The organism is Kitasatospora sp. NPDC114501, assembly GCF_055633695.1.
This window is the reverse complement of sequence record NZ_JBVKDS010000017.1, coordinates 124,534-150,486: the sequence shown is the minus strand read 5'-3', so window position 1 is coordinate 150,486 and position 25,953 is coordinate 124,534. Positions and strand designations below refer to the sequence as shown.

At 75.1% G+C, this 25,953-nt stretch carries 23 protein-coding genes and 2 pseudogenes; 9 read left to right on the top strand and 16 right to left on the bottom strand.

The features are described 5' to 3' along the window. Nucleotides 1-44 precede the first annotated feature (44 nt). The 3 genes from ACZ7RU_RS29310 to ACZ7RU_RS29300 all read right to left on the bottom strand — a co-directional run bounded on the left by ACZ7RU_RS29310 (nucleotide 45) and on the right by ACZ7RU_RS29300 (nucleotide 2,383). Complete coding sequence (locus ACZ7RU_RS29310) at nucleotides 45-656, bottom strand: DUF7691 family protein (protein ID WP_470343977.1); 612 nt, start codon at nucleotides 654-656, stop codon at nucleotides 45-47. A gap of 170 nt (nucleotides 657-826) precedes the next feature. Further along, a complete protein-coding gene (locus tag ACZ7RU_RS29305) occupies nucleotides 827-1,591 on the bottom strand; it encodes a VOC family protein (RefSeq protein WP_470343976.1) in 765 nt (254 codons plus the stop codon). 150 nt (nucleotides 1,592-1,741) lie between these two features. After that, entirely contained in the window at nucleotides 1,742-2,383 is a 642-nt protein-coding gene (locus tag ACZ7RU_RS29300) for an alpha-ketoglutarate-dependent dioxygenase AlkB (protein WP_470343975.1), read from the bottom strand. A gap of 203 nt (nucleotides 2,384-2,586) precedes the next feature. Here ACZ7RU_RS29300 and ACZ7RU_RS29295 point away from each other — a divergent pair, with 203 nt between their 5' ends. Continuing rightward, the gene (locus ACZ7RU_RS29295; RefSeq protein ID WP_470343974.1) at nucleotides 2,587-3,105 is read left to right on the top strand and encodes a universal stress protein; all 519 of its coding nucleotides are present in this window, start codon (nucleotides 2,587-2,589) and stop codon (nucleotides 3,103-3,105) included. Between the two features lie 7 nt (nucleotides 3,106-3,112). Here the strand turns inward: ACZ7RU_RS29295 and ACZ7RU_RS29290 are convergent, their stop codons facing one another. The 9 genes and pseudogenes from ACZ7RU_RS29290 to ACZ7RU_RS29250 all read right to left on the bottom strand — a co-directional run. Continuing rightward, entirely contained in the window at nucleotides 3,113-4,732 is a 1,620-nt protein-coding gene (locus ACZ7RU_RS29290; protein WP_470343973.1) for an amidohydrolase, read from the bottom strand. Further along, the gene (locus ACZ7RU_RS29285; RefSeq protein ID WP_470343972.1) at nucleotides 4,729-5,571 is read right to left on the bottom strand and encodes a PaaX family transcriptional regulator; all 843 of its coding nucleotides are present in this window, start codon (nucleotides 5,569-5,571) and stop codon (nucleotides 4,729-4,731) included. The genes ACZ7RU_RS29290 and ACZ7RU_RS29285 overlap by 4 nt, the downstream gene beginning before the upstream one ends. A 212-nt stretch (nucleotides 5,572-5,783) precedes the next feature. Continuing rightward, nucleotides 5,784-6,536, bottom strand: a complete 753-nt coding sequence (locus tag ACZ7RU_RS29280; RefSeq protein ID WP_470343971.1) for a maleate cis-trans isomerase family protein — start codon at nucleotides 6,534-6,536, stop codon at nucleotides 5,784-5,786. Nucleotides 6,537-6,567: 31 nt separating this feature from the next. Further along, the gene (locus ACZ7RU_RS29275) at nucleotides 6,568-7,479 is read right to left on the bottom strand and encodes a fumarylacetoacetate hydrolase family protein (RefSeq protein ID WP_470343970.1); all 912 of its coding nucleotides are present in this window, start codon (nucleotides 7,477-7,479) and stop codon (nucleotides 6,568-6,570) included. 17 nt (nucleotides 7,480-7,496) lie between these two features. Beyond that, on the bottom strand, nucleotides 7,497-8,636 hold the full coding sequence (locus ACZ7RU_RS29270) for a cupin domain-containing protein (RefSeq protein WP_470343969.1): 1,140 nt from the start codon (nucleotides 8,634-8,636) through the stop codon (nucleotides 7,497-7,499). Next, nucleotides 8,633-9,604 carry a carbon-nitrogen hydrolase family protein gene (locus tag ACZ7RU_RS29265; protein WP_470343968.1) on the bottom strand — a complete coding sequence of 324 codons (972 nt, stop codon included), beginning with the start codon at nucleotides 9,602-9,604 and terminating at the stop codon, nucleotides 8,633-8,635. The genes ACZ7RU_RS29270 and ACZ7RU_RS29265 overlap by 4 nt, the downstream gene beginning before the upstream one ends. Nucleotides 9,605-9,661: 57 nt before the next feature. Then, on the bottom strand, nucleotides 9,662-12,046 hold the full coding sequence (locus ACZ7RU_RS29260) for an oxidoreductase (RefSeq protein WP_470343967.1): 2,385 nt from the start codon (nucleotides 12,044-12,046) through the stop codon (nucleotides 9,662-9,664). Then, nucleotides 12,043-12,366: pseudogene (locus ACZ7RU_RS29255) on the bottom strand (acyl-CoA thioesterase); the annotation flags it as partial. The gene ACZ7RU_RS29260 and the pseudogene ACZ7RU_RS29255, both read right to left, overlap by 4 nt. 93 nt (nucleotides 12,367-12,459) lie before the next feature. Further along, nucleotides 12,460-14,070, bottom strand: a pseudogene (locus tag ACZ7RU_RS29250) (AMP-binding protein); the annotation flags it as partial. Nucleotides 14,071-14,354: 284 nt separating this feature from the next. Here ACZ7RU_RS29250 and ACZ7RU_RS29245 point away from each other — a divergent pair. Together ACZ7RU_RS29245 and ACZ7RU_RS29240 are read left to right on the top strand one after the other, a co-directional pair. Continuing rightward, on the top strand, nucleotides 14,355-15,629 hold the full coding sequence (locus ACZ7RU_RS29245; protein ID WP_470343966.1) for a sensor histidine kinase: 1,275 nt from the start codon (nucleotides 14,355-14,357) through the stop codon (nucleotides 15,627-15,629). Continuing rightward, the gene (locus tag ACZ7RU_RS29240; protein ID WP_470343965.1) at nucleotides 15,614-16,261 is read left to right on the top strand and encodes a response regulator transcription factor; all 648 of its coding nucleotides are present in this window, start codon (nucleotides 15,614-15,616) and stop codon (nucleotides 16,259-16,261) included. Before ACZ7RU_RS29245 ends, ACZ7RU_RS29240 begins: the two co-directional genes overlap by 16 nt. A 49-nt stretch (nucleotides 16,262-16,310) precedes the next feature. Here ACZ7RU_RS29240 and ACZ7RU_RS29235 read toward each other — a convergent pair whose 3' ends face one another. The 3 genes from ACZ7RU_RS29235 to ACZ7RU_RS29225 all read right to left on the bottom strand — a co-directional run bounded on the left by ACZ7RU_RS29235 (nucleotide 16,311) and on the right by ACZ7RU_RS29225 (nucleotide 19,321). Then, nucleotides 16,311-17,342 (bottom strand): hypothetical protein, encoded by a 1,032-nt coding sequence (locus ACZ7RU_RS29235; protein WP_470343964.1) that lies wholly within the window; start codon nucleotides 17,340-17,342, stop codon nucleotides 16,311-16,313. Nucleotides 17,343-17,501: 159 nt separating this feature from the next. Then, the gene (locus ACZ7RU_RS29230) at nucleotides 17,502-17,999 is read right to left on the bottom strand and encodes a GNAT family N-acetyltransferase (protein ID WP_470343963.1); all 498 of its coding nucleotides are present in this window, start codon (nucleotides 17,997-17,999) and stop codon (nucleotides 17,502-17,504) included. Then, nucleotides 17,996-19,321 carry a DUF6271 family protein gene (locus ACZ7RU_RS29225; protein ID WP_470343962.1) on the bottom strand — a complete coding sequence of 442 codons (1,326 nt, stop codon included), beginning with the start codon at nucleotides 19,319-19,321 and terminating at the stop codon, nucleotides 17,996-17,998. The genes ACZ7RU_RS29230 and ACZ7RU_RS29225 overlap by 4 nt, the downstream gene beginning before the upstream one ends. 357 nt (nucleotides 19,322-19,678) lie before the next feature. Between ACZ7RU_RS29225 and ACZ7RU_RS29220 the strand changes: the two genes are divergently transcribed. The 6 genes from ACZ7RU_RS29220 (at nucleotide 19,679) to ACZ7RU_RS29195 (ending at nucleotide 24,730) form a co-directional block, all read left to right on the top strand. Beyond that, on the top strand, nucleotides 19,679-20,872 hold the full coding sequence (locus ACZ7RU_RS29220) for a peptidoglycan-binding protein (RefSeq protein ID WP_470343961.1): 1,194 nt from the start codon (nucleotides 19,679-19,681) through the stop codon (nucleotides 20,870-20,872). A gap of 103 nt (nucleotides 20,873-20,975) precedes the next feature. After that, complete coding sequence (locus ACZ7RU_RS29215; RefSeq protein ID WP_470343960.1) at nucleotides 20,976-21,983, top strand: LLM class flavin-dependent oxidoreductase; 1,008 nt, start codon at nucleotides 20,976-20,978, stop codon at nucleotides 21,981-21,983. A 330-nt stretch (nucleotides 21,984-22,313) separates the two neighbouring features. Next, the gene (locus ACZ7RU_RS29210) at nucleotides 22,314-22,697 is read left to right on the top strand and encodes a hypothetical protein (protein ID WP_470343959.1); all 384 of its coding nucleotides are present in this window, start codon (nucleotides 22,314-22,316) and stop codon (nucleotides 22,695-22,697) included. 4 nt (nucleotides 22,698-22,701) lie between these two features. Further along, on the top strand, nucleotides 22,702-23,802 hold the full coding sequence (locus tag ACZ7RU_RS29205; RefSeq protein ID WP_470343958.1) for a hypothetical protein: 1,101 nt from the start codon (nucleotides 22,702-22,704) through the stop codon (nucleotides 23,800-23,802). Between the two features lie 82 nt (nucleotides 23,803-23,884). Next, entirely contained in the window at nucleotides 23,885-24,280 is a 396-nt protein-coding gene (locus ACZ7RU_RS29200; RefSeq protein WP_470343957.1) for a roadblock/LC7 domain-containing protein, read from the top strand. Between the two features lie 75 nt (nucleotides 24,281-24,355). After that, nucleotides 24,356-24,730 (top strand): hypothetical protein, encoded by a 375-nt coding sequence (locus tag ACZ7RU_RS29195; RefSeq protein ID WP_360356456.1) that lies wholly within the window; start codon nucleotides 24,356-24,358, stop codon nucleotides 24,728-24,730. A 65-nt stretch (nucleotides 24,731-24,795) separates the two neighbouring features. Here the strand turns inward: ACZ7RU_RS29195 and ACZ7RU_RS29190 are convergent, their stop codons facing one another. Further along, complete coding sequence (locus tag ACZ7RU_RS29190) at nucleotides 24,796-25,953, bottom strand: NUDIX domain-containing protein (RefSeq protein ID WP_470343956.1); 1,158 nt, start codon at nucleotides 25,951-25,953, stop codon at nucleotides 24,796-24,798.

Genomic DNA, 25,953 nt, shown 5'->3' with positions numbered 1-25,953 from the left:
CGGGGTCGTCCGGGGCCAGGCGGGGTCGTCCGGGGCCAGGCGGCTCAGGAGACGAAGCCGACGACGTCGCCGCCCTTCCGGTGCCGCGCGAGCCGGAGCCAGCCGACGACCTCCGCGACGGCCTCGGCCACCTCGCGCTCCGGCGCCGGTGTGCGGCCCTCGCGCTCGGCCCGTTCGAACTGCTCCAGGGCCCGCCGGCAGTCCTCGGCCGACCAGGCGGCGCAGGACGGCACGTCGCAGTGGGGCAGTCCGGCGGGGAGGCCGCCGCCGTACTGGAAGTCCGCGACCGAGACGGCGGTGATCCCGTACGCCTTCAGGCCGTCGTCGACCACCTCCAGCCAGTTGCCCCGGAACGGGCCGAAGGAGTCGACCTCCAGCGGCTGCCCGACCAGCCAGCACAGCCGCCGGTAGGCGTAGCCGTACTGGAAGGCGTGGTCCTCGTCCCCGGAGAAGGGGCCGCCGTGCACCACGGCGCGCAGCGCCGCCAGGGCGGTCGGAGCGCCCTGCGCGATCTCGTCGGCGAAGTGCTCGTCGGACCGGTCCAGGGACGGGCCGAAGTACGCGAGGGCCTCGTCGACCGCCCCCTCGTTGCCGCTGCCGACGCGGAGCCGGAGCTCCGCCGGGTCGACCAGGTACGCGCGCAGGAAGGAACTCATGCCAGCACGGTAGCGGTCGCAACGGACAGCCGGGTCGGCGGGGCCGATCGCCCAGTGCGGTGAGGTCCGGGTCGAACGGTCTTGCCAGGAAGGCAAATTGACTGACGGAAGGGGTGGCCGGGACCGGCGCGCGGGGCGGTCGGCCCCGCAGGCGAGTGGGCGGTCCGGGCTCAGGCCGCCGCCGCGGCGTCCCGGGCCGGGACGGCGACCAGCACGAACTCCGCGCCGGCGTCGTCCCGGACCCGTGCGGTGCGGCCGAACGGCGCCGGCGCCGGGCCGGTGACGACGGTGCCGCCGAGGGCGCGCACCCGGTCGGCCGCACGGTCGGTGTCCTCGGTCGCGAAGTGGACCAGCCAGCGCGCGCCCGCGCCCGTCCCCGGGTCGGCGGGGCCGATGCTGCACGCGGGCAGGCCGGCCACCCGGGCGAGGGCGTGGCCCGCCCGCGGGCGGTCGTAGCTGTAGCCGAGCACCCGGCGGTAGAACGCCCGGGCGGCGTCCGGGTCGGGGGAGAGGTGTTCGTTCCAGGCGAGCGCGCCCGGCTCGTCGACCAGGCCTGCGCCGTCGATGGTGCCTGCCTGCCAGAGCCCGAAGCGGGCGCCGAGCGGGTCCACGGCGAGTGCGGCGCGGCCCTGCTCGGGCACCTCGTACGGCTCCCGGGCGAGGCGGCCGCCGGCGGCCCGGACGGCGGTGGCGGTGTGCAGCGGGTCGGGGCAGGCGAGGAAGGTGGTCCAGGCGGCGGGCGGGTCGGCCGACCGGGCCCGTTCGACGGCCGCGACCTGGGCGCCGTACCGGGTGGCCACTGCCTCGGCGGGGCCGGTCGGGACGAACTCCCAGTCGAACAGCGCACCGTAGAAGGCCTGCGCCCGTGCGGTGTCCGGCGTCGTGAGCACGACCCAGCACGGGACCCCGGCGTGGTAGACGCCCGGCTTCGGCATGCGGCCTCCTGACGGGCCCGGTGTGCGGCGTTCGGGGTTCGGGGTCCGGCGTTCGGCTCCCGGGCGTTCGGTGCCCGGTGGCTGTGGGGTTCGTGCGTCCGGCCCCACTCGCCAGCCTCCGCGCCCGGCGGGTGCGCGGCAAGCGGGGGATCAGGACACCCCGTGCGGCCGGAACTGGATGCTGATCCGCGGGCCCACCGGGCGGGCCGTCTTGGGGATCGCGTGCTCCCAGGTGCGCTGGCAGGAGCCGCCCATCACCACCAGGTCCCCGTGGCCCAGCGGGTGGCGGACGACGGCCGCGCCGCCGGACCGGGGCCGCAGTGCCAGGGTGCGCGGCTCGCCGACGGAGAGGATCGCCACCATGGTGTCCTCGCGGGCGCCGCGCCCGATCCGGTCGCCGTGCCAGGCCACGCTGTCCCGGCCGTCCCGGTAGTAGCAGAGGCCGAGGGTGCGGAACGGCTCGCCGAGCTCCCGGGCGTAGTGCCGGCTCAGCGTGGCCCGGGCCAGGCCCAGCACCGGGTGCGGCGGTTCGGCCTGCGCCGGGTAGGAGGCCAGCAGGCGCGGGACGTCGACCGTCCGCTCGTACATCTCGCGGCGCTCGGCCCGCCAGGGCACGGTGGCGGCCAGCTGTTCGAACAGCTCGTCCGCCCCGTGCAGCCAGCCCGGGAGCACGTCCAGCCAGGCGCCGTCGCCGAGCGGCTGCCGCCGCAGGCCGTCGAGCGGGCCGAGGCGGATGTCGCCGCGGTCCGCGTCGTCGAACAGCGAGGGCTGGAGGTGGACGGTGCCGTGCATGGGATCAGCGTACGCCTTCATTCGAACATGTGATCGAGCATGGGTAGGCCGGCACTGGGGCGCCCGGCGGGTGGCCGGGGCATGGATATGCCGAGAGATGCAAGGTCGCATTCAGTTAATGCCTTGGATTTGCAGGCTAAAGGTGGACGGTGGCAACCTAATCGCAGACATCGAAGAGTTTTTGCATCGGAAAGTGAAGGATCATGTCGGACGGCGCCCGCGTCATCGTCGGAGTCAGCGGTTCCCTGCACAGCCTGACCGCCCTGCACCGGGCGGCCGAGGAGGCCCGGGTCCGGCGGGCCGTCCTGGTACCGGTGCTCGCCTGGACGCCGGTCGGCGGCGAGCGCAACTACCGCGCCCGGCCGTGCCCGCCGCTGCTGCGCGCCTGGCAGGAACTCGCCGAGGCGCGGATGGAGAGCGCGCTGGAGCAGGCCTTCGGCGGCCTGCCGATCGGTGTGGCGGTGCGGCCGCTGGTCATCCGTGGCGAGGCCGCGGCGGTGCTGACCGGGCTCGCCGACCGTCCCGGCGACCTGCTGGTGGTCAGCACCGGCGAGCAGGGCGGCGTCCGGGCCAGGGTGCGCGGGCTGACGCGCCGCTCGGTCACCCGGCGCTGCCTGAGCCGGGCCGGCTGCGGGGTGCTCGCCGTCCCGCCGTCCACCCTGCACGAGGACCTGCGCGCGCTGCACCGCGGCATCGACCTGCGGGAGCTCGCCGCAGTCTGACATACCGTCACATGCGGTGCGTCGTGCGCCCGTCGACCACCGTCCGGATGGGTCGCAGCTCGCGCAGCGCGTCCACCGGGCAGTCCAGCGGATCGACCGGCCACACCGTGAGGTCGGCGAACGTCCCCGGCCGCAGGCTGCCGCGCACCGCGCTCTCGCCGGTCAGCCGGGCCGCGTTCACCGTGTGCAGCGCGACCGCCTCGGCCCGGCCGATCGCGTGCTCCGGCCCGACCACCCCGGCCGTGGTGCCCCGGGTGGTCATGCCCCACACCGACACCATCGCGCCGTACGGGCCGACCGGGAAGTCCGAGCCGCCGGTGATCAGCGCGCCCTCGTCCAGCCACTCGCGCAGCGGGAAGAGCGCGGCCGTGCGCTCCTCGCCCCAGGCCCGCTGCTGGGTGAGGGCGCCGTCGTGCAGCAGCGGGTGCTGCACCGTCACGGGGATGCCGAGCGCGATCGCCCGGGCCCGCTGCCCCGGGCGGGCCAGGCCGCCGTGCTCGACCACCAGCGTGCCGGGCAGCAGGCCCGGGCGACGCTTCAGCACCTGCTCGAAGACGTCCAGCAGCACCCGCAGCCCGCGGTCGCCCCAGGCGTGCACCCCGACCCGCCAGCCGCGCTCCACCACCCGGTCCACCGCCGCGAGCAGCTCGGCCGGCTCCCAGAGCAGCCGGCCGTGGTAGCAGGCCTGCCCCTGGTACGGCTCCTCCACCGCGGCCGCCTCGAAGCCGCCGTCGATGCCGAACTTGACACCCCACAGCCGCAGTCGGTCGTCGTCCCGACCGGCGGCGCGCCAGTCGTCCATCCGGTCCAGCAGCGCGTCCACCTGCTCCGGCGTGCGGGCGGCGAAGCCGGAGACCAGTGCCCGGACCCGGACCGCCAGGGCGCCCGCCGCCCGGGCGGCGTCCAGCACGTCGAGGTCCTCGACCGGGACCAGGCAGTCGCGGACCGTGCCGATCCCGCCGGCCGCGTAGTCGGCGGAGGCGGCGCGCAGGCCCTCGATCCGCTCCGCGAGGGTGGGGCGCGGCAGCACCCGTTCGACCAGCTCGACCGCCCGGTTGATCAGCCGGCCGGTCAGCCGCCCGTGCTCGTCGCGCTCGATCGCACCGCCGGGCGGCGCCTCGGTCGACTCGGTGATCCCGGCCAGCCGCAGAGCGGCCGAGTTGAGCACCATGTTGTACGCGCCGCGGCGCACCAGCACCGGGTGCTCGGCGGCGGCGGTGTCCAACTCCCCGGTGGTGGGCAGCCGTTGCTCGGCCAGCAGCACCTCCTGCCAGTTGACCGTGGTGTGGATCCACTCGCCGGCGGGGGTCGCGGCGGCGCGCTCGCGGATCAGGCCGAGGAAGCCGGCGAGGTCGCGGGCCCGGTGGACCGGCACGCCGTGGACGCTGTGCCCGGCCAGGATCAGATGGGTGTGGGTGTCGTCGAAGGCGGGCAGCACGGTCGAGCCCGGGGCGTCCACCACCTCGGTGGCCGGGCCGACCAGGGCGTCCAGCCCGTCGGGCGCGGCGGAGAGGGCGGTGATCCGGCCGCCGGTGACGGCGACCGCCCGGCGGGGCGGCGCGCCGGGCACCAGGGTCTGCACGGCGGCGGCGCGGATCAGCAGGTCGGCGGGGGCGGGGTCGGTCATCGCGGCTCCTGGGGGTGGGACAGCCCGGTTACCTTCTCGACGTACCGGAGGCTGGGCTCGGCGAGCAGTCCGTGCAACTCGGTGAACACCGCGCGGGCGGGCACCGCGTTCCAGTCGGCGGGCAGCAGCTGGGCGGGCAGCCCGGGGTCCAGGTACGGCAGCCGGCGCCACTGGGTGAGCATCGGCACGTAGTCGCGGAACGCCTCGGCCGGGTCGACCGGCGACCGTCCGCGAAACTCCTCGGCGGCCGGGCGCCAGGTGTCGGCGAACGCCGCGTACTGCGCCTCGATCGCCGGGAGGTCCCACCAACTCGCCACCGCCGCGAGGGGATCGGCGAAGCCGACGTACTCGGCGGAGAGGAACAGGTGGACGTAGGCGCTCAGCCCGAGCCGGTCCAGCAGCCGGCGGGCGTCCGGTAGCAGCCGGGCGGGGGCCAGCCAGACCCCGGGCGCGGCGTTGCCGAAGCCGAGCCAGCTCAGCCGGGAGCGCAGCTGGTGGCGGTGGGCGCGGGCGGACTCCGGCACCGAGAAGACCGCCACCACCCAGCCGTCGTCGAGTGCGGCGGGCTCCAGGCTGTGGAAGATCCGCCGGTCGCCCTCCTCGAACACCGGCTCCATCGCCGGGGCCAGCCGGTAGCCGGTCCCCGCGCGGCGCTCCTGGAGCAGGGTGCCGGCCTTCTTCAGCCGGGACGTCGCCGAGCGGACGGCCTGGCCGTCGACGTCCAGCTCGGCCAGCAGGGCGATCAGGTCGGCGATGGATATCCAGCCGCCGAGGCGGCGCACGAACTCGCCGTAGACGGTGTGGATCAGGGAGCTCGGCCGGGGTGTGCTGTCGGACATGCGGGCCCTCCTCCCCGGCGACTGGTGGCGATCATAACGAGAGGGCCGGTCCGGGGGACGCGGATTCCTGCGTTTCCAAGTCGCCCATGGCCGGGGCCCCACGCGCGGGGCGGCCCGCAGCGCGTAGTGCGGGCCGCTGCGCGTGGGGCGGCCCGCGGCGCGTAGTGCGGGCCGCTGCGCGTGGGGCGGCCCGCGGCGCGTAGTGCGGGCCGCTACGCGTAGGCCCCGGAGAGCAGGTGCCCGGCCCCGGGCGCGAAGGCGGGCAGGCCGAGGGCCCGCAGGAGCTGGTGCGTGGTGCAGACGGCGGCCGAGACCACCGGCTTGCCCAACTGCCGTTCGGCCTCCTCGACGGCGGACAGCGAGGGCAGCTGCACACAGGCCGACAGCACCACCGCGTCGGCGTCGGAGTACGCGAGGCCGCGGGCGATCGCGGGCAGCCGGGCCGGGTCGTGGGCGGCCACGTCCAGGTTGTCGGCGATCTCCAGGGCGGCGTGGTCGAGCACCTCGATGCCCTCCGCGGCGAGGTACTCGACCACCGTCCGGGCCAGCGGCCGCAGGTACGGGGTGACCATGGCGACCTTCGCCGCCCCGAGCTCGTGCAGTCCGGCGACCAGGGCGCCGGCGCTGGTGACGACGGGCGCGGGGGCGCCGTTCCGGACGGTCCGCAGGTGCAGCCGCCGTTCGGCCTCGCGGTGGTAGCCGGGGCCGGCGGCCATCACCGCGACCAGGCAGGCGTAGCCGATCACGTCCATCCGGGCGTCCGAGAGCTCGGTGGCGCAGCGGTCGGACTCCCGGTCCATGGCGCGCAGTTGCTCGGGGGTGACCCTGGTCATCCGCATCCGGCTGGAGTGGAAGGTGAACCGCTCGGGGGCGACCGCCTCGCGGGCCCGCAGCAGGGCGGGGACCTCGGTCTCCATGGTGACGTTGGAACTCGGGACGATCTGGCCGATCCGGTAGGTGGTCATCGGGTGGACGGTCCTTTCCGGTCCGGACGGGTCAGCGGGCGTCGATCACCGGGTTGGCGAGCGTGCCGATCCGCTCGACGGTGGCCTCGACCAGGTCGCCGGGCTGGAGGAACTGCGGGGGCACCATCCCGGCGCCGACGCCCGAGGGGGAGCCGGTGGCGATCACGTCGCCCGGTTCCAGGGTGACACCGGAGGAGATGTCGGCGATCAGCCGGGCGACGCCGAACAGCATGTGGCGGGTGTTGGAGTCCTGCCGCAGCTCGCCGTTGACCTTCAGCGAGAGGTCGAGCCGCTGCGGGTCGGGGATCTCGTCGGCGGTCACCACGACCGGGCCGAACGGCGCGTAGCTGTCCTGGCCCTTGGAGAAGAACCACTGGCCGGAACGGCGCTGGTCGCGGGCGCTGATGTCGTTGACGATGCTGTAGCCGAACACGTACCGCAGCGCGTCCGCCTCGGCCACCCGGAAGGCCGGTGCGCCGATCACCACGGCGAGTTCGCACTCCCAGTCGAGCTGCTTGGTGAGGTCGGCGTTGTGCAGGATGGGGCCGCCCGGGCCGGTGACGGCGGTCGAGGGCTTGTCGAACAGCACCGGGCGGTCGGGCAGTTCGCGGTCGGTGTCCAGGGTGCGGTGCGACTCCGCCACGTGCTCCACGTAGTTGAGGCCGACGCCGACGATCTTGCCGGGGCGCAGCGGCGCGCACAGCGCGACCTCGGCGAGCGGCCTGGTGGCCGGAGCCCCGGCGAGCAGCTCCCGGGCGGTGGCCAGGGCAGGCTCGCCGGCGCGGATCAACCCGAGGAGGTCGGGGGGAAGTTGGGCGCCGGCGGCGGTGGCGAGGGCGGTCAGGTCGGCGACCCGGTCGCCGTCCAGCCGGGCGCCGAGGCGCGGGGCACCAGCGTCGCCAGTGTCGTCGGCGTGGTGGGTACGGAAGGTCAACAGGTGCATGGTGGTGGGGCTCCTGGTCAGGCGGTGGTGGTGGGCTGCTGCCCGTCCGGGTGGGCCTCCTCGCGGTGGAGGCCGAGCGCCCGCATCACCGGGAAGTCGTTGAAGGAGAACAGGCAGGCGTCCTCGCCCTGGTCGAGGTTCGCGTGCTCGTGCCAGGCCCAGGACGGGACGACGAAGATGTCGCCCTGCTGCCAGGCGAAGCGCTGTCCCGCGATCACCGAGACGCCCCGGCCCTTGGCCGCGGTGTACACCACGGAGCCGGTGTGCCGGTGGGCGCGGGTGGCCTGGCCCGGGCGGAGCAGCTGGAGGTGGGCGGACATGGTCGGCATCACCGGGCCGCCGGTGACCGGGTTGGTGTACTCCATGATCACGCCGTCGTACGGCGATCCCGCGGTGGCGCGGGCGAGTTCGCACAGCGCGTGGTAGCTGGGCTCCCAGGGCCAGCCGAACAGCGGCGAGTAGGGCCTGGTCCACTTCTCGGCGCCGTACGGCAACAGGTTGCCGCCGTAGCTGAGCAGCGAGGAGTTGATGACCGGGCCCGGCCGCTGGTACAGCTCCGGGTGGACCTCGTAGAAGTTGGCGTCGAGGGTGTTGACCAGCGGGATGTCCAGGCCGTCCTGCCAGATCACCGGGGCGTCGTCGGCCTCGTTGCCGTGTTCGTGCCAGGTGTTGTTCGGGGTGATCGCGAAGTCGCGCGGGCCGACCCTGAGCTTCTGCCCGTCCACGATGGTCCAGGCGCCGGTGCCCTCGTGGACGAAGCGCAGCGCGGAGGCCTGGTGGCGGTGCGCGGTCATCGCCTCGCCGGGGCCCATGATCTGCAGGCCGGTGTACAACAGGCCGACGGCGGCGCTCAGTTCGCGGCGGCCGGGGTTCACCAGCATCACCACCCGGCGTCCGGCGTCGTCGGCCTTCACCAGCGGCAGTGCCTTGCGCACCAGCGGGCGGAGGTCGGCGTAGCGCCAGAGCACCGGGACGGACTTCGGCTGGGGGTACCAGGGCTCGATCTCGTTCGCGACCGTCCACAGGGCGCCGGCCTCGTGTGCGGCCAACTCCTCGTAGTAGGCGAGCAGCTCGGGGCTGTCGGTGACCCGGGACCGGCCGATCCGGTCGTCGTCGAAGTCGTCGTGACGGTCGGGGACGTGCTCGGGGCTGGTCATGCCTCCTCCTCGGGGAACACCAGCGGCCGCAGCGGGCGCTTGTCCACGTGCAGCCGGAAGACGTCGAAGCGGTTGTAGTGGCCGACGATGTCGTGCATCTGCCGGGGCCGGACGCAGTGGCCGAGGTCGATCTCGGCGTAGACGATGCCCTCCTCGTCCACCAGCGGTTCGGTGACGGGACGGCCGTCCGGGCCGAAGATCCCGGACAGGGCGCTGTGCGGGCGGGCGAGCTGCTTGCGGACCTGCGGGTCGTCGCCCGCGATCAGGTCCACCATCTCGGGTGAGACGGTGGAGCAGGAGACGACGGAGAACACCTTGCCCTCGAAGCAGTGCGCGGCGGTGCGCAACGCGATCGAGTCCGCCATGTCGTAGTCCTCGGGGCCCACCGGCAGCGCGATGTAGCAGGCGGCGTGGACCAGTTCGCCCTGGGCCAGCAGGGTGAAGCGGGCCAGCGGGTTGGTGTTCTCGCCGCAGGCCAGCGCGCCGAGCGGGCCGACGGCGGTGGGATGCACCGTGAGGGTGGAGCCGTCGCCCTGTGCCCAGGTCAGCTTCTCGGCCCAGGTCGGCATCAGCTTGCGGTGCGCGCTGAGCAGTCCGCCGTCCGCGTCGATGACCAGCACGGTGTTGTAGAGCGGCCCGAGGCCGGGCCGGCCGCGTTCGTTGATCCCGATCACCAGCACCACGCCGGCCTGCCGGGCGGCGGCCCGCAGGGTGTCGACGTACGGCCCGGGGACGTCCACGGCGGCCCGGTACAGGCGCTCGTACCAGGTCGAGCCCTGCACCGGGTTCATCGTCCAGTTCCAGTACGGGTAGCCGGGCACGAAGACCTCGGGGAAGACCACCAGTTCGGCGCCTTGCCCGGCCGCCTCGTGGACCAGTGCGACGGCCTTGTCGACGGTGGCGGCGGGGTCCAGGTAGACCGGGGCGGCCTGGACGGCGGCGGCGGTGAAGCGGGGCAGCTGGGGCATGGCTCCTCGGCTCTCCTCGGGACGGCTCGAGCGCGGGCGGCTCAAGGACGGGACGGCTCAAGCACGCGGTGGCTCAGAGCGCGGCGGATCCGGGCGGGGTGACCAGCGGCGGTGGACGGGCGCGGGCGGCTCGCGCAGCAGGTGCAGGCGCGGGGCGACCCGGTCGGCGCTCGGGCCCGGCGGCCTGCGGCTGCCCGCCCGCCAGGGCTCGGGCCAGCGGGCGCCCGGCCCGGTGTAGCCCCGTTCGGCGGCGGCGTGCAGCGTCCAGAGCGGGTCGTACAGCTGGGCGCGGCCGACCGCGACCAGGTCGGCCCGCCCGGCCAGCAGGACGGAGTCGGCGTCGTCGGACCCGGAGATCGCGCCGACCGCGATGGTCGGCAGCCCGGTGGCGGCGCGGACCAGCTCGGCGAAGGGCGTCTGGTAGCCGCGCCCGTACGGCGGCCGCTGGTGCGCCACCACCTCGCCGGTGGAGACGTCCAGCGCGTCCGCCCCGGCCTCGGCGAGCGCGCGGCAGATCGCCACGGCCTCCTCCTCGGTGGTGCCGCCGGGCGCCCAGTCGCTCGCCGAGATCCGCACCAGCAGCGGCCGTCCGGTCGGCCAGACGGCGCGCACCGCCGTCAGCACCTCCAGCGGCAGCCGCAGCCGGTGGGCGAGCGGGCCGCCGTATCGGTCGGTGCGGCGGTTGGTGAGGGGGGAGAGGAAGGAGGAGAGCAGGTGGCCGTGGCCGAATTGGAGCTCCAGCGCGTCGAAGCCGGCCCGGGCGGCCCGCTCGGCGGCGGCCGCGAAGTCCGCGGTGACGGCGGCCAGTTGGATGTCGTTCGCCTCGTGCGGCAGCGCGCTGTCGGCGTCCCAGGGAATGGCTGAGGGGGCGAGCAGCGGCCAGCCCTCGGCGAGCGGGCGCCCGACGCCGTCCGGCCCGGGGGCGGTGGTCGCGCCCCGGCGGCCGGCGTGGGTCAGCTGGATGCCGAGCGGGGTGTCGCTCACCGCCCGTACAGCGTCCACGAGTTGACGCCAGGAGGCCTCCTGGTGGTCGGTCCACAGGCCCGGGCACCGGTCGGTGGCCCGGCCTTCGGGGCCGACCGCGGTCATCCCGGCGATCACCAGCCCCGCGCCGCCGAGCGCGTGCCCGGTCAGCTGGGCCCGGTCGAAGCCGCTGGGCAGCGCGTCGGGGGAGGTGAAGGTGGCGAGCGGGGGCACCACGACGCGGTTGCGCAGCTCCAGCGCGCCCAGCTTCAGCGGTCGGAACATCGGCGGCACCCCGGGCGAGCCGCCGACGGCGGTGTCCACGGCGTCCACGAAGGCGGGGTCGCGGGCCCGCAGGCTGCCGTAGGTGACCCGCCGGCTGCGGGTGAGCAGGTTGAAGGCGAACTGGTCGACGCCCTGCCCGGTGCGCCGCCCGATCGTCTCGAACCACTCCAGGCTGGCCTGCGCGGCGCGCTGGGTGGACTCCACCACCGGGCGGCGCTCGGCCTCGTAGGCGGCCAACGCCTCGTCCAGGGAGGGCTGTTCGCTCAGCGCGGCGGCCAGGGCGAGGGCGTCCTCCAGGGCGAGCTTGGTGCCCGAGCCGATCGAGAAGTGCGCGGAGTGCGCGGCGTCGCCGAGCAGCACCACGTTGCGGTGGCGCCAACTCGCGTTCCGCACCGTGGTGAAGCGGATCCAGCGGGACGCGCTGGGGATCAGCCGGTGGCCGTCCAGGTGCCCGGCGAGCAGCTCCGCGCAGCGCCGCACGCTCGCCAGGTCGCTCTCGCCGCGCGTCAACTCCCGTGCGGCCATGGCCTCGAAGCCCGCCCGGTGCCAGGCGTCCGCGGCCGCCTCGACGATGAAGGTCGAGCGGGTGGCGCTGTACGGGTAGGCGTGCACCTGGAGGACGCCGAAGTCGTACCGCTCGACGATGAAGGTGAAGGCCTCGAAGACCTTGTCGGTGGCGAGCCACATGTAGCGGCAGTGGCGCTCGTCCAGGTCCGGGCGGAAGCTCTCCGGGAACGCGGCCCGGGTGCCGGAGCGGATGCCGTCGGCGGCCACCACCAGGTCGTACTCGGCGGCCAGCCGGTCGACCGGCGGCGCCGGGGTGCGGTAGCGCACGTCCACCGCCAGTTCGGCGCAGCGCTCTCTCAGGACGGCGCGCAGCCGGTTGCGGTCCAGGGCGGCGAAGCCGTGGCCTCCGCTGGTGCGGACCTCGCCCGCGTACCGGACGTCGATGTCGCTCCAGCGGGCGAACTCGGCGCTGATCGCGGCGAACACCCGGGGGTCGGCCCGGGCGATGCCGTCCAGGGTCTCGTCGGAGAAGACCACGCCGAAGCCGGACTCGTCCTCCGGGGCGTCCCGCTCGAAGACGGTGAGCTCCCGGTCGGGCGCCAACCGCTTGGCCAGGGCGGCGAAGTAGAGCCCGCCGGGGCCGGCGCCGATCACCGCGATCCGGGCGGTGCCCGGTGCCGGGCTCATGCGAGCACCTCGGGCCGCTGCGGCCCCGACTCCGCCAGCGTGCGGCGGACCTGTGCGGGCCACGGCTCGCTGCCCCCGTCCTGCGGCGGGGAGTGCACCACCGACATCCGCCCGCTCGCGGCCAGCCCGTGCGGGCCGTGCACCTCGAAGGCGTAGTGCAGCGAGGAGCCGCCGACCCGGACCACCCGCAGTTCGGTGCGGACCAGGTCGCCGAACCAGAGCCGCTCGCGGTAGTCGGCCTCGAAGTGCACCCGGGGAATCCGCCCGAACAGGTCGGCCAGCCCGAGCCGGTGCAGCAGCGCCGCCTCCGCCGCCTCGGCCCAGCGCTGCACGGCGGAGAAGTGGTAGTGCCCGGCGGCGTCGGTGTCGGACCACTCCACCCGGCGCTCGACGGCGACGCTGGCCGGGGCCGGCGCGGCCCGTCGGCGCAGCTCGGCGCGGTGCAGCTTGCCGGTCGCGGTGCGCGGCAGCTCGGCCACGAACTCGACCACCCGCGGGTACTTGTACGGCGCGATGGTGCGCTTGACGTGCTCCTGGAGCCCGCGCGCCGTCTCCGGCCCGGCCGGGACGCCCTCGCGCAGCACCACGTACGCCTTCACCACCGCGCCGCGCCGCTCGTCCGGCGCACCGACCACCGCGCAGTCGGCCACGTCGGGGTGGGTGGCGAGGGCCTGTTCCACCTCGGGTCCGGCGATGTTGTAACCGGCCGAGACGATCATGTCGTCGTTGCGGGCGCGGAACCAGAAGTAGCCGTCCTGGTCCCGGACGTAGGTGTCGCCGGTGATGTTCCAGCCGTCGCGGACGTAGTCCAGCTGGCGTTCGTCGTCCAGGTAGCGGCAGCCGGTCGGGCCCTTGACGGCGAGCAGCCCGGGCTCGCCGTCGGGCACCGGGCGGCCCCGCTCGTCCAGGACCGCGGCCCGGAAGCCGGGGACGGGCCGACCGGTGGAGCCGGGGCGGACGTCCTGGTCGGCGGCCGAGATGAAGACGTGCAGCAGCTCGGTGGCGCCGAGGCCGTCGATCAGCCGCTGCCCGGTGGCCGCGCGGAAGGCCTGCCCGACCGCGGCGGGCAGCGGCTCGCCCGCCGAGACGCAGCGCCGCACCCCGGCCAGCCGGTCGGCCAGCCCGGCGGCCAGGATCGCCCGGTACCCGGTCGGCGCGGTGAACAGCACGCTCACCCGGTGCCGGCGGACCTGCTCGGCGAGCTGCTCGGGGGTGGCCTGCTCCAGCAGCAGGCTGGCGGCGCCCGCCCGCAGCGGGAAGACCAGCAGGCCGCCGAGGCCGAAGGTGAAGCCGAGCGGCGGGGTGCCGGTGAAGACGTCCTCGGGGGTGGGGTGGAGCAGGTGGCGGGAGAAGGTGTCGGCGATGGCGAGCACGTCGCGGTGGAAGTGCAGGGTGGCCTTGGGGCGGCCGGTGGTGCCGGAGGTGAAGGCGATCAGTGCGACGTCGTCGGCGGCGGTCGGGACGGCCGGGAAGCCGGCGGGCTTGGCGGCGCTGCGGGCGGTGAGGTCCTCGGGGCCGGGGCCGCCGTAGCGCAGGACGCGCAGGCCGGGGGTGCGCGCCCGGTGCAGCTCGTCCAGGAAGCGGTGGTCGCACAGCGCGAGGACGGGCCGGGCGATCCGGTGCAGCTCGGTCAGCTCGGCGGCCCGCAGCAGCGGCACGGTGGTGACGGCCACCCCGCCGGCCTTCAGGACGCCGAGCCAACAGGCCGCCAGCCAGGGGGTGTTGGGGCCGCGCAGTAGGACCCGGTTGCCGGTGGCGAGGCCGAGGTCCTCGGTCAGCAGACGGGCGATCCGGTCGGCGTGGTCGCGCAGTTCGCCGTATGACCACCCGCCGGTGGGGGTCAACAGGCAGGGGCGGTCCGGGCCGAGGCGGTCGATGGTGTCGTCGAGCAGTGCGGCGGCGCAGTTCAGGCGGTCGGGGTAGGCCAACTCCGGGAGTTCGAAGAGGAGTTCCGGCCACTGCTCGAAGGGCGGGAGGTGGTCTCGACAGAACGTGTCCACGTGCGCTGAGGGGGAGAGCTCCATGGGCGGGCACCTCATCGTGCGAGCGGGGAGTGAGGCCAGTATGGCGCGTCGGTGACGCCAGTCAAGAGAGCGATACATGCATTCGGGCTACGGCCCCGCCGGCCGCTCCCCGGGTGCGGCGTCTGCCCGGAGGCGCGAGTCCGACCGCAGGGTGCGCCCGGAGGCCGGTGGGGCCTGGACCCACGACGGGGTGGGCCCAGCCGCACCATTCGCCTGACCAGGGCGTCGACGGGCTCCCCAGGGTGCAGAGTGGGGGTATCGAGCGGAGAGCGGGGGACGCGGACATGGGACAGCCGGCGGCATGGGCCGAACGCGTGGGGGTGGGATTCGTCCGGTCGTGCGCGGTGGCGGCCGTCACCCTGGCGATACCGGCGGTGTGGGCCGCCGCCGTGGCCCTGGGCATCCGGTGGGGCCCGGCCAACCCGTGGTCGTGGCTGCTGCCCGTGGTGGTGGCGGGCACGGGCACGCTCGCCCTGGCCCGTCCGGTCTGCCGGGCGGTCCGCCTCCTGGTCGAGCGGTGGACCGGCACCGCCGTCCCGGCCGGCTACCGGACGGCCGGACCGATCACCCGGATGTCCACCGGCTACTGGTGGAACGGGTACACGTACGAACGCAGCCGCCGGGACGCCCTCATGGACCAGTCCTGGCGGATCCGGTGGCGCGACCCGGCCACCTGGCGCGACCTGCGGTTCACCGGGATCGCGCCGTTCACGGCGGGCCCGGTCGCGGCGATCCCGCCGGCGGCGGTGGCGGCGGCGGTGCTCGGGCTGCTCCGGCCGGAGCCGGTGGCGCGGGTGCTCGGGGCGCTCGCCGCGGTGGTGGCCGTACTCTCCGCCCCGTACGCCTGGCGGCCGGTGGAGCCGGTGGCCGTCCGCTTCCTCCGCCCGTCCGCCGCGATGCGGCTGGCCGAGCGGGTGGACGAACTGACGGCCCAGCGGGCGGACGTGACGGTCGCCCAGGCCGCCGAGATCCGCCGGATCGAGCGGGACCTGCACGACGGCGCGCAGGCGGGCCTGGTCGCGCTCGGGCTCTCGCTGGCGACCGCCGAGAAGCTGATGGAGACCGACCCCGAGCGGGCCAGGGCGCTGATGCGGGCGGCGCGGGCCGGGGCGGCGAGCTCGCTGGCCGAACTGCGGGACCTCGTCCGGGGCATCAACCCGCCGCTGCTGAACGAGCGCGGGCTGGTGGACGCGGTCCGGGCGCTCGCGCTGAACAGCCCGCTCGACGTGGCGGTCACCGCCGACGGGCCGTTCCGGCTGGAGCCGCCGATCGAGTCCGCGGTGTACTTCGGGGTCGCCGAACTGCTCACCAACGCGACCAAGCACGCCGGGGCGACCAGCGTGCGGATCGCCATCGGGCACAGCGGGACCGGCATCGTGGTGGAGGTCCGGGACGACGGCCGCGGCGGCGCGGTGCCGGGCGGCGGCCCGACGGAGGGTGCGGGCGGCCTGGCCGGGCTGCGCCGCCGCCTCGCAGTGTTCGACGGCACTCTGGAACTCACCAGCCCGGTGGGCGGCCCGACCAGAGCCACCATGATGGTGCCATGCGAATCGTTGTAGCCGAGGACCTGTACCTGCTGCGGGACGGCCTGGTCCGGTTGGTCGAGGCCTACGGGCACCAGGTGGTCGCGACGGCCGCCACCGGCCCCGAGGCCCTCGACGCCCTGCTGACCTGGCGCCCGGACGTCGCCGTCGTCGACGTCCGGATGCCGCCGACCCAGTCCGACGAGGGCCTCCAGGCGGCCCTCGCCGCGCGCCGGGAGGTGCCCGGGCTGCCGGTGCTGATCCTCTCCCAGCACGTGGAGCAGCTGTACGCCCGCGAGTTGCTGGCCGATGGCGCCGGCGGCATCGGCTACTTCCTCAAGGAGAGCGTGTTCGACGGCGACCAGTTCGTCGACGCCCTGGAACGGGTGGCGGCGGGCGGGACGGCCATGGACCCGGCGGTGATCGGCGCGCTGGTCTCCTCCGCCCCGTCGAACCGGCGGCTCGACCGGCTCACCGAGCGCGAGCTGGAGGTGCTCGGCCTGATGGCGGAGGGGCTGTCCAACCAGGCCATCGCGCAACGGCTGTTCCTCAGCGACAGCGCGATCGGCAAGTACACCACCTCGATGTTCGGCAAGCTCGGGCTCACCGACGACGCGAACGGCAACCGCCGGGTGCTGGCCGTGCTGGCGTACCTCAACAAGCCCTGACCAGCGGTCCCTTGTCGTCAGCCCGCCTTCCCGTCAGCCCGTCGTCCGGTCAACCCGCCGTCCCTCGGGCGGAGGCGTCCGGGGTGCGGCCGTCCTGGGCCTGCCTGGCGCGGTCGGCGAGCAGCCGGGCGAACACGGTGAGACCGGGCGCGGTGAGGGCGGCGCCCGGCCCCTCCTCGCGCACCAGGAGCAGCACGCCGCCGACCCGGACCAGCGCCACCGCCGACGAGGAACCGTGGGTACGGGTGGCGCTCCGGTCGCCGACCTGCGGGACGGCGACCGCCGTGGACTCCTCGCCGCCGGTGCGTTCCAACGCGCTGTCGAAGGCCTTGGCGGCGGCCTCGGGGGAGACGAAGGCCACCGCGCTGAACTCCACGCTCTGCACCGAGGCCGCGCCGAACGTCACCGTGGCGTACGAGAGTTGCTGGTCGCAGGCGTCCGGCAGCAGGCACGGCAGCTCCCCGGCCGTACCCGTCCCCGACCGTGGCTCCCGCTGCACCCGCCACCCGCCCGGCATCGCCTGTTCGTCGGGCAGCACCGCCCGCACCAGCGCAGGGTCGCTCAGCGTCGGCGCGGCGTGCGCCAGGCCCGGTCCGCCCGGCTTCAGCAGCGGGCGCGAGCCCAGGTGGACGCCGAGCGCGACCAGCGCGGCGACCAGCACCAGGACGAGCGCCACCACGATCCCGGCGCCGCTCCGCCGGGCGGCCGTGGGCCCGGTCCGCAGCTGGACGGTGGTCGGGCCCTTCGGCGGCGGCGCGGACGGCGGGCCGACCCGCAGCCGCACGGTGCCGGGCTCGCTCCGCAGCTGGACGGTCGGCGGATCGCCCGGCTTCCCGAGCCCGGTGGTGGCCAGGTACCGGGCGAACGCCTGGTCCGCGGCCAGCAGTTGCGCGACGGCGGCGGTCAGCAGCGCCCGCGCCTGGGCGTCCGCCGGGCTCGCCTCCGCCGCCGCGAGCGCCCGGGCCCCCTCCGGCACCATCCGCAACCGCGCCCGCACGACGTCCGCCACCGCCCGATGCGGCCCGTCACCCAGCATCGCCGCCGCCACCGTCTCCGCTGCCGGCCCCCGGCCGTCCCCCATGGCAACTCCCCTTGCCGTACGAGTGGTCGCCCCCACGATCCCGGACCGCCGCCCGGTTCGTACCCCCGCCGAACGGAACGGAGACGCAACTGCAACCCCACCCGGACGAACCCGCCCGGCCGGTGGACGTCCCGGCGCAGGCGGGAGCGGGCCGGTCGCTCAGCTCACCGGCATGGACATGTACACCGCCCGCCGCCCGTAGCAGGCGGGCACCGGTACCTCCCGGTGCGCCCGGTAGCCGAGCAGCCGCAGCAGGATGTCCGCGCCGCGGACCGCGACCATGGAGATCCGCTGGTACCCCTGCTCCTCCGCCCGCTCCCGGAAGTGCCGGATGAAGCCCAGCGCGACGTCCCGGCCGCGCAGGTCCTCGGCGATCACCAGGTCGTGCACGTGCAGGTTGTCCGACGCGTACGCCGCCGCCTCCGGCCGGGCCAGGTCGGGGCAGCGCAGCGGCGGGTAGGGCAGGCTCAGCAGGTAGCCGCGGACCGTGCCGTTCTGCTCCAGCACGAAGCAGGTCTCCGGCGAGCCGAGGGCACGCGACTGGAGCGCCTCCCGGCCCTCCGAGAGGCCGTCGGCCGCGTAGGCGTCGTGTTCCAGCGCGACCACGGCGTCCCAGTCGCCGTCGGTCAGGAGCCGGATCCGGAGGTCCTCGCTCACCAGGCCGGAGCCTCGGACGCGGCGCCGAGCCCCTCCGCGCGGGCGGCGGCCACCAGCCCCGCCCAGGCCTCCACCAGCACCGCCCAGCGCTCGGCGTCCTCCCGCGCCTCGTCGAGGAGCTGCTGCCGCTTCCCGGCCACCACGTCCGCGAGTTCGGCGTACTTGCCGCCCAGCTTGCGGTAGGAGCGGTCCAGGACGTCCAGGCAGTGCTCGTTCCCGGCCCGGTCCCAGTCGACGCTGCCGCGCACCAGGTCGAGGATCGGCTCGACCCTCAGCCCGTGCCGCTCGTCCAGCAGTCCGCGGCCGAGGTCGATCATCCCGCCGTAGACCGGGTACAGGTACAGCATCGAGAGCAGGAACTTGACGAACCGCAGCTGGTAGGAGACGAAGCCGGCGCCGGTGCGGCGCTCGGGCGTGTAGTAGTTGACGATGTGGCGGTTGTGGACGACGCCGGGCATCCGGGAGTGGACCAGGGCGTGCAGCAGGGCGTAGTCGCTGCCGATGGTCTCGATCGAGGGCAGCAGCGGCAGCACCTCGTAGGCCCGGTGGTCCAGGGCGATGTTGCACATGTAGACGTCCCAGATGTCGGGCACGCCGAGGACGGACTCGTCGGTGCCGAACGGCTCGGAGCCGGCGCCCTTGAAGGAGACGTCCACCATCGCGTCCCGCTCCTCCTCCGACCAGACCGGCGGGGTCCACAGGCGCACCACCTCGCGGTAGACGGCCGGGTCCAGCTCGTGGATCTCGCTGATGTCCACGTTGAGCTCGCCGATGAAGGAGCCGCTGACCAGCATCACCGGCTTGTCCGCGTCGGCCGGGTCGAGCTCGGAGCGGGTCACGCCGGCCGCGGCCTCGCCGGCCGGCCGGCCGATCGAGAGCAGCTCGTGGTGGATCGGGAAGATCTTCTGTCCGTCGACGACCTGGAAGTCGGCGTCGTCGTTGCGCAGGTGCGCCGAGGTGCAGCCCAGGGCGGCCGCGCCCAGGAAGAGCCGGTTGACGCAGGAACCGTACGCGACAGCTCGCGGGAGCATCAGGTCGAGCAGCAGCTCGGGGTCGGCGGCGCCGGTGCGCTCGGCCACCCGGCGCAGGAACTCCCGCTGCCGCGCCTCGCCGAGGTGGTGGACGACCACGCCGGGGGTGGGCTCCAGCGCGGCCACGGCGTCCGCGTTCTCCGCGAACCGGGCGGCGTCGGTGGTGTCGAGGATGAGGAGGTGCACCTCGACCCCGAAGTTCGCGACGGCGTAGGCCGCCTCCTCGGCGAGCTCCGTGATGGTGTCGGGGCAGGACCGCATGGTGGGCAGGGCGAGGCAGACTCTTTGCATGGTGCGGGTTTCTCCATCGGATCGTCAGATTCGGTTCCACAGCGGTCTGTTGGGCGCGCTGAGAGGCCCCGGGCACGGGCGGGCACCGGTCCGCCGGACCACCGTGGACTAGACCACTTGTGATGTCAACGATTGACAGCGGGGCCCTGGCGGGGGTGGAATGCGCCCCCTCCGCGCGATCGGCCGCCCCCGCACGGGCGGTCGAATCGCACGCGGGGACGAGCGCCCCCTGTGGAGTCGAACGGCCGCGCGGGTGCGGGGGGTTCACCGCCCCGCATTTGCGCCCTGGGGTCAATCCGCGAGCCGTACCTGCCGATAACCGAGGTGATGCCCTCACGCCGTTCGGAGGAGACCGCAATGCCCGAACAGTGGCTGCCCGGTGCCGAGATCCACGACCTCGGCGACCACGCACCGACCGACCAGCAGTACCCGCCGAAGGCCATCGCCCACATCACCTGGGACCGCAACGCGACCGCCGCCGCGCCGCAGGACTGGTGCTCCTACGAGGACCTGGTCGGCTACTTCACCGGCAGCGGCGCCGGCAGCGCGCCGCACCTGGTCTGGGACCCGTTCAGCGGCCGCGCGGCGCAGCTGTTCCCGGCCGACTCCCGCTCGAAGAGCCTGCTCAGCCCCGCCGAGAGCCCGACCCGCACCAACCGGGCCGGGCGGGTGGTGATCCAGATCGAGGCGGTGTTCTTCCCCTACTGCCGCTACCGGGGCGTCGTCTACCCCCGGCTGGTGGACACCCCGTGCGCGGGCTGGGACCGGATCCACGCCTGGGTCTCCTCCTGGGGCGTGCCCGACCTCTGGCCGATGGGCCGGCCCGGCGACTTCTCCGGCCACCGCGACGAACAGGCCTGGGAGACCCGCGGCGGCTGGTACGCGCACGCCCACGTGCCGTACAACGACCACACCGACCCCGGCTCCTGGCCCGACTTCACGGCCGGGTCCGGTTCCCCGGGCGACCCGCCCTCGCAGCAGCAGCCGGTGCCCCCGGGCGCGCCCGCCCGCTACCAGGTCAGCATCAACGGCCTGCCGTACGGCTACGGCGCCCAGGGCTACCAGGTGACGGCGGTCGGGCGGGCGCTGGTCTCGCACGGCTTCGGCGACCACTACCGCTCCGGCCCGGGCCCGGACTGGACGGACGCGGACACCCTGAACTACGCGGACTACCAGGCGAGCCTGGGCTACTCCGGGCAGGCGGCGGACGGCGTCCCGGGCGAGGGCTCGCTGCGCCGGCTGCTCGGCTACCTGCCCGGCCGGCGGACGGTCTCGGTGGCCCACGTGGTCGCGGCCGCCAGGACCGACCCGGGGGCCGAGCAGGGGCACCTGACGTACCCGGCCGAGGCGGCGATCGTGGAGCAGGCGCTGGTCGACGAGGGGCTGCTCGAACAGCGCTGGGTGGACGGTTCGTTCGGCAGCCGGACGGTCTCCGCGTACGCGGCCTGGCAGCGGCGCTGCGGGTACGAGGCGGGGGCCGCGGACGGGATTCCCGGCCAGGCCTCGCTGCACCGGCTGGGTTCGGCGCACGGGTTCTCGGTGACCGACTGAGTCCGGTTCCGGTAGCGGTCCGGCGGTGGCGCCACCGCCGGACCGCTCCTGGCCGCTCCCGGCCGGGGAATGCCCGGGCGGGAGCCGGGCGTTGTGCACCGGTGTGACCAGTGCCGCGACCACCACCAGGCTCTCCGTGCTCGACCGCTCCCGGACCAGGCAGGGCGAGGAGCCGGCCCAGGCCCTGCGGGACACGGTGGCCCTCGCCCGCGAGGCGGAGCGGCTCGGCTACCACCGGTTCTGGGTCTCCGAGCACCACGGCGTGCCGGGGGCGGCCGGGTCGGCGCCGACCGTGCTCGCCGCGGCGGTGGCGGCGGCCACCACGCGCATCCGGGTCGGCACCGGCGGGGTGATGCTGCCCAACCACCAGCCGCTGGTGGTGGCCGAGCAGTTCGGGGTGCTGGCCGCGCTGTTCCCGGGGCGGATCGACATGGGGCTCGGGCGCTCGGTGGGCTTCACCGACGGTGTCCGGCGGGCACTCGGACGGGAGAAGGACGCCGCGGACGCGTTCGGCGCCCAGCTGGCCGAACTGCTCGGCTACTTCGACGGCTCGCAGCAGGCCCACCGCGGGGTCCACGCCCGGCCGGCCGAGGGCCTGCACGTCCCGGCCTTCGTCCTGGCCACCGGCGAGGGCGCCGACCTGGCCGCCGAGGCCGGGCTGCCGCTGGTGATCGCCGCCCCGCGCGGGAAGGACCGGATGCTGGCGGCGATCGACCGCTACCGCAGCCGGTTCCGCCCCTCCGCGCGGGCCGCCGAGCCGTACGTGGTGGTCTCGGGCACGGTGGCGGTCGCGGAGACGGCCGAGCGGGCGCGCGAGCTGCTCGTCCCCGAGGCCTGGTCCAGTGCGTACTCCCGCACCCACGGCGAGTTCCCGCCACTGGCCCCCGCGGCCGAGATCCGCTCCCGGGAGATGACCGCCAGGGAGCGGGCCGCGTACGAGCAGTCGCTGAAGGGCCACATCGCGGGCACCCCGGAGCAGGCCGTCGCCGAGCTGGCGGCTCTGGTGGAGCACAGCGGGGCGGACGAGTTCCTGGTCACCACCAGCACCTACGACCGCACCGCGCTGTTCGACTCCTACCGGCTGCTCGCCGAGGCCGTCGGCCAGGTCTGAGCGGGTGAGGGGGCCGGAGCTTCATCCTCTTATCGCATTTTCGGTCTCAAAATCCTCCGGTGCAGCCCGGTCTCGGCCAAGGTCCCGTGCCAGGTGGCCGGTGAACGGTGCTCCGATCACCTTGGTCCGCCAGTGGCGTCGTCGCACCGTCCGGCCTGATGGTGTGTCATTTCTTGGCTGGAACTGGCCGCTGCCGATGTGAATATGCCATGGGAATGTTCGTCATATGGGATCCGGCAGTAGCCTTCCGTGTCGAACTAGCCACTGCTGGTGGTGAACCGGTCGGCGCCGCACTGCGTCCGGCCGCCCAGACCCCGCGAAGGAGCCGGTGTGCCCGGTATCGACGAATGCCTCTCCGGAGCGATGGCGATCCCCGGGGCCCGCGCCGCGAGCCTGGTCGACTGGAGCAGCGGGCTCGCCCTCGGCAGCCTCGGGGACAGCCCGACCGGAGAGCACGACACCTCGGCCGCCGAGGCGACCGACCTGGTGCGGGCGGCCGTCGAGAGCCAGACCTTCACCGCGGCGGAGGACCGGCGCGCCCCGCTGGAGGACATCATCGTCACCGCCGGCCGCAGCTACCACCTGATCCGCTTCATCGACACCGTCTTCGACAGCAGGCTCGTCCTGCACCTCTGGCTGGACCGTGCGGAGGGCAACCTCGCCGCCGCCCGCTTCCGCCTCCGGGCGCTCACCGAGGAACTGGTGCTGGGGTGAGCGCGTGACCGCCGCGACCGGCACCGCGCCGCCCCCGGTGGAGGCCGCCACCCCGAGGACGCCGGGCGAGGCCCTCACCCTGCTCGCCGACCGCCGCGCCACCGGCGCCCTGCACGGACCGCTCGGCAGCCTCCACCTGGTCGGCGGCCGGGTGACCGCCGCCGAATCCCCCCGGGCGCCCGGCCTGGCCGACCTGCTGACCGGCTGCGGCCGGATCACCCCCGAGGACTGGGCGGAACTGCTCCGGGTCCACGGCCCGCGGTCCAGGGTCGGCGAGGCGCTCGTCGAACGGCGGCTGCTCACCCGGGGAGAGCTCGAACTCGGCCATCTGGGAACGCTGTTCGACGCAGCCTTCTTCGTCCTCGCCGACCCGGCCGGCGGCGTCTGGCGGTTCGAGGCCGACGCCCGGCACTGGCTCGGGCCGGTCGCGGAGGTCGACCCGGCCCGGATCCGCCGCGAGGTCGAACGCCGTCGGCAACTGCTCGACGGGATCTGGCCGTGGGGGCAGCTCGACACCGCGCCCGTCCGGCCGGCCGGGCACGGCCGCCGGCCGTCCCACCGCCCGTCCGGCCGCCGGCGCCGCGAGCTGCTGGACCACGCCGACGGCCGCAGGACCCCGGCGGACCTGGCCCGGCTGCTCGGCCGCTCCGGCTTCGGGGTGACGGCCGACGTCCGCCGGCTGGCCGCCGCCGGGCTGCTGGACGCCGCGCGCCCGCCCGGTGCGGCGGCCCCGTCGGACCTGCCGGCCCCGTCCGGTGCGCCGGTTCCGCCCGACGTAGTGCTCCCGTCCGACGCGGTGCTCCCCTCCGACGCGGGGGCGGCCGCCCCGGTGCCCGAGGCGCCGCCAACGGTCTTGCCGATGCCCGAAGTTCCCCCACCGCTGCCGAGCGGACCGGCCGGAGGGCTGCACCGCCGGGTCCCCGGCGCCAGCCTCCGGGGCGCCGGACTCCCCGGCACCCCGGTCACGGCCGCCCCCGCCGCCGCCCCCGCCCCCACGCGCTGCGAACGCCCGCCCACCACGGCCGTGGCCCACCCGCCGGCCGTCCCCGACCCGGACATCGCGCTGCTGACCCGGGTCCGAGACCTTCTGGAGGCCCGACTTTGACCCACTCCCCGCCCGCGACCCCGTCGTTCCGGCCATGAGGCGGGCGCTCAAGCAGCGTGTCGGAAGGAGACAACTGATCGCCTTGGAGACCGAGTTGCTTGCCGAACTGCGTGCCGTCAAACACCGCGTTCCGCACCTCGCGGGCGGTCTGGTCGCCAGCGTGGACGGCCTGTTGATCGCGCACGACACCCATGGCACCGAGCCCTCGGGGCTGGCCGCGATGACGGCGGCCTCGCTCTCGCTGGCCCAGCGGCTCGCCGACACCACCGGCCAGGGCGAGTTCCGCGAGTCGCTGGTGCGCGGCGAGAACGGCTACGTCGCCACCTACGCGGCCGGCGGCAGCTGCGTGCTGACCCTGCTGGCGCACCCCGACGTCAACGTCGGCCGGCTGCACCTGGAGGCCCGCCGCAGCGCGCAGCGCATCGCCGGGCTGGTCAACGACGCCCTCGTGCCCAAGGACCCGCGCGACGCGGGCTGACCGGAACCAGCCACCCGTACCACCCGCCAACCATCGAACCACCGAACCATCCACCATCGAACGGGAGTTACCCAGATGACCGACGCAGCCGGCGCGCTCAAGCAGGCCATGACCAGCATCGAGGGCGCCATCGGCGCGGCCCTGGTGGACTACAACAGCGGCATGGCGCTGGCCACCCTCGACGGCCCCGGCGGCCTGGACCTCAACGTCGCCGCGGCCGGCAACACCGACGTGGTCCGCGCCAAGATGCGCACCATGGACATGCTCGGGCTCCAGGACGGGATCGAGGACATCCTGATCACCCTGAGCAGCCAGTACCACCTGATCCGCCCGCTCACCGGCCGCACCGGCAAGGGCCTGTTCCTCTACCTCGCGCTGGACAAGTCGCGCGCCAACCTCGCGATGGCCCGCCACCAGCTGGGCAGGATCGAAGCCGACCTGGAGGTCTGACGCGTAGGGCCGCGGACGGGTCCCGGCGGCGGCTCAGGCCCCCGCCGGGCTCCGTCCAGCGGGTCTCACCCCCGTGACAACCCCTGCGGCAGGTCCTGCGGCTGGTCCGGTCCGACGGCCCGCCCGCGCACCAGCTCGACCGGCCCGCCCGCCCGTCCCCGGGCGGCCAGCGCGGCGGCCGTACGGTCCCAGGACGGGCCGGTGAGCAGCGCCCGGGCCTCGGCCGGGTCGCAGAGCCGCCACTCCACCAGCTCCTCCTCCGGCAGCACGACCGAGCCGAGCATCCGCTCCGTCGCCGTGCCCCCGTCGAACACGTACACCAGGACGGCGGTGTCCCGGCCGGTCGCCGGGTCCGCCTCCGGGTCGGCCGCCGCACCAGGCTGCCAGTCCAGCACCAGCAGCGGCCCCGGCTCGACCTCCCAGCCGAGCTCCTCGCGGACCTCCCGCCGGGCCGCCGCCCGGGGCATCTCCCGGTCCGCCTCGACCCCGCCGCCCGGCAGCGTCCAGTACGGCTCCTGCCCGCGCGGCCCGTCCCACGGCCGCAGCCGTACCAGCAGGACCCGCCCGGCGGCGTCGGTGAACAGCGCCCGCGCCTTCGCCCGGATGCGCGGCCGGGTGGCGTAGTACGTGTCCCGGTCCATCGGCGGCTCCGGAGGTTCCCCGGCCGACGGCGTCAGCCCCGGCGCCGCGGCCAGCCCGGCGTACTCGGGCGCCGGTCCGTCGGCGGGCAGTCGTCCGAGCGTGTGCCCGACCGGCCGGCTGTCCTCCAGCTCCAGCGGTCCGGCGTCGCGCGGTGCCAGCAGACAGGCCGTCACCCGGCGCGCCAGTCGCGGCGGCAGCGCGTGCCCGGCCTGTTCCGCCGTCAGCCAGGTCCAGCCGCCGATCTCCGCCGCGTCCGGCCGGAACGCCGCCGCCTGCTCCGGTGTCAGCGGTTCGGCCCAGTACAGGTACACGACGATCGGCAGGTCGCCGTGGCGCAGCAGCGCCCAGTCCACGCCGGCCAGCGGCCCCAGCCGGGGCGTGAAGCCCAGTTCCTCGCGGATCTCCCGCAGGGCGGTCTCCCGGGGCGACCGGTCCTCCGGCTCCCAGCCGCCGCCCGGGATCGCCACCGGATGCTTCCGGTCGTACGGCAGCCGGACCACCAGTACCCGCCCCGCCCCGTCCGGGAACAGCACCCCCGCCGCCGCCATGACCTCCCGACCGCCCGTGCCCGCGTTCTCCAC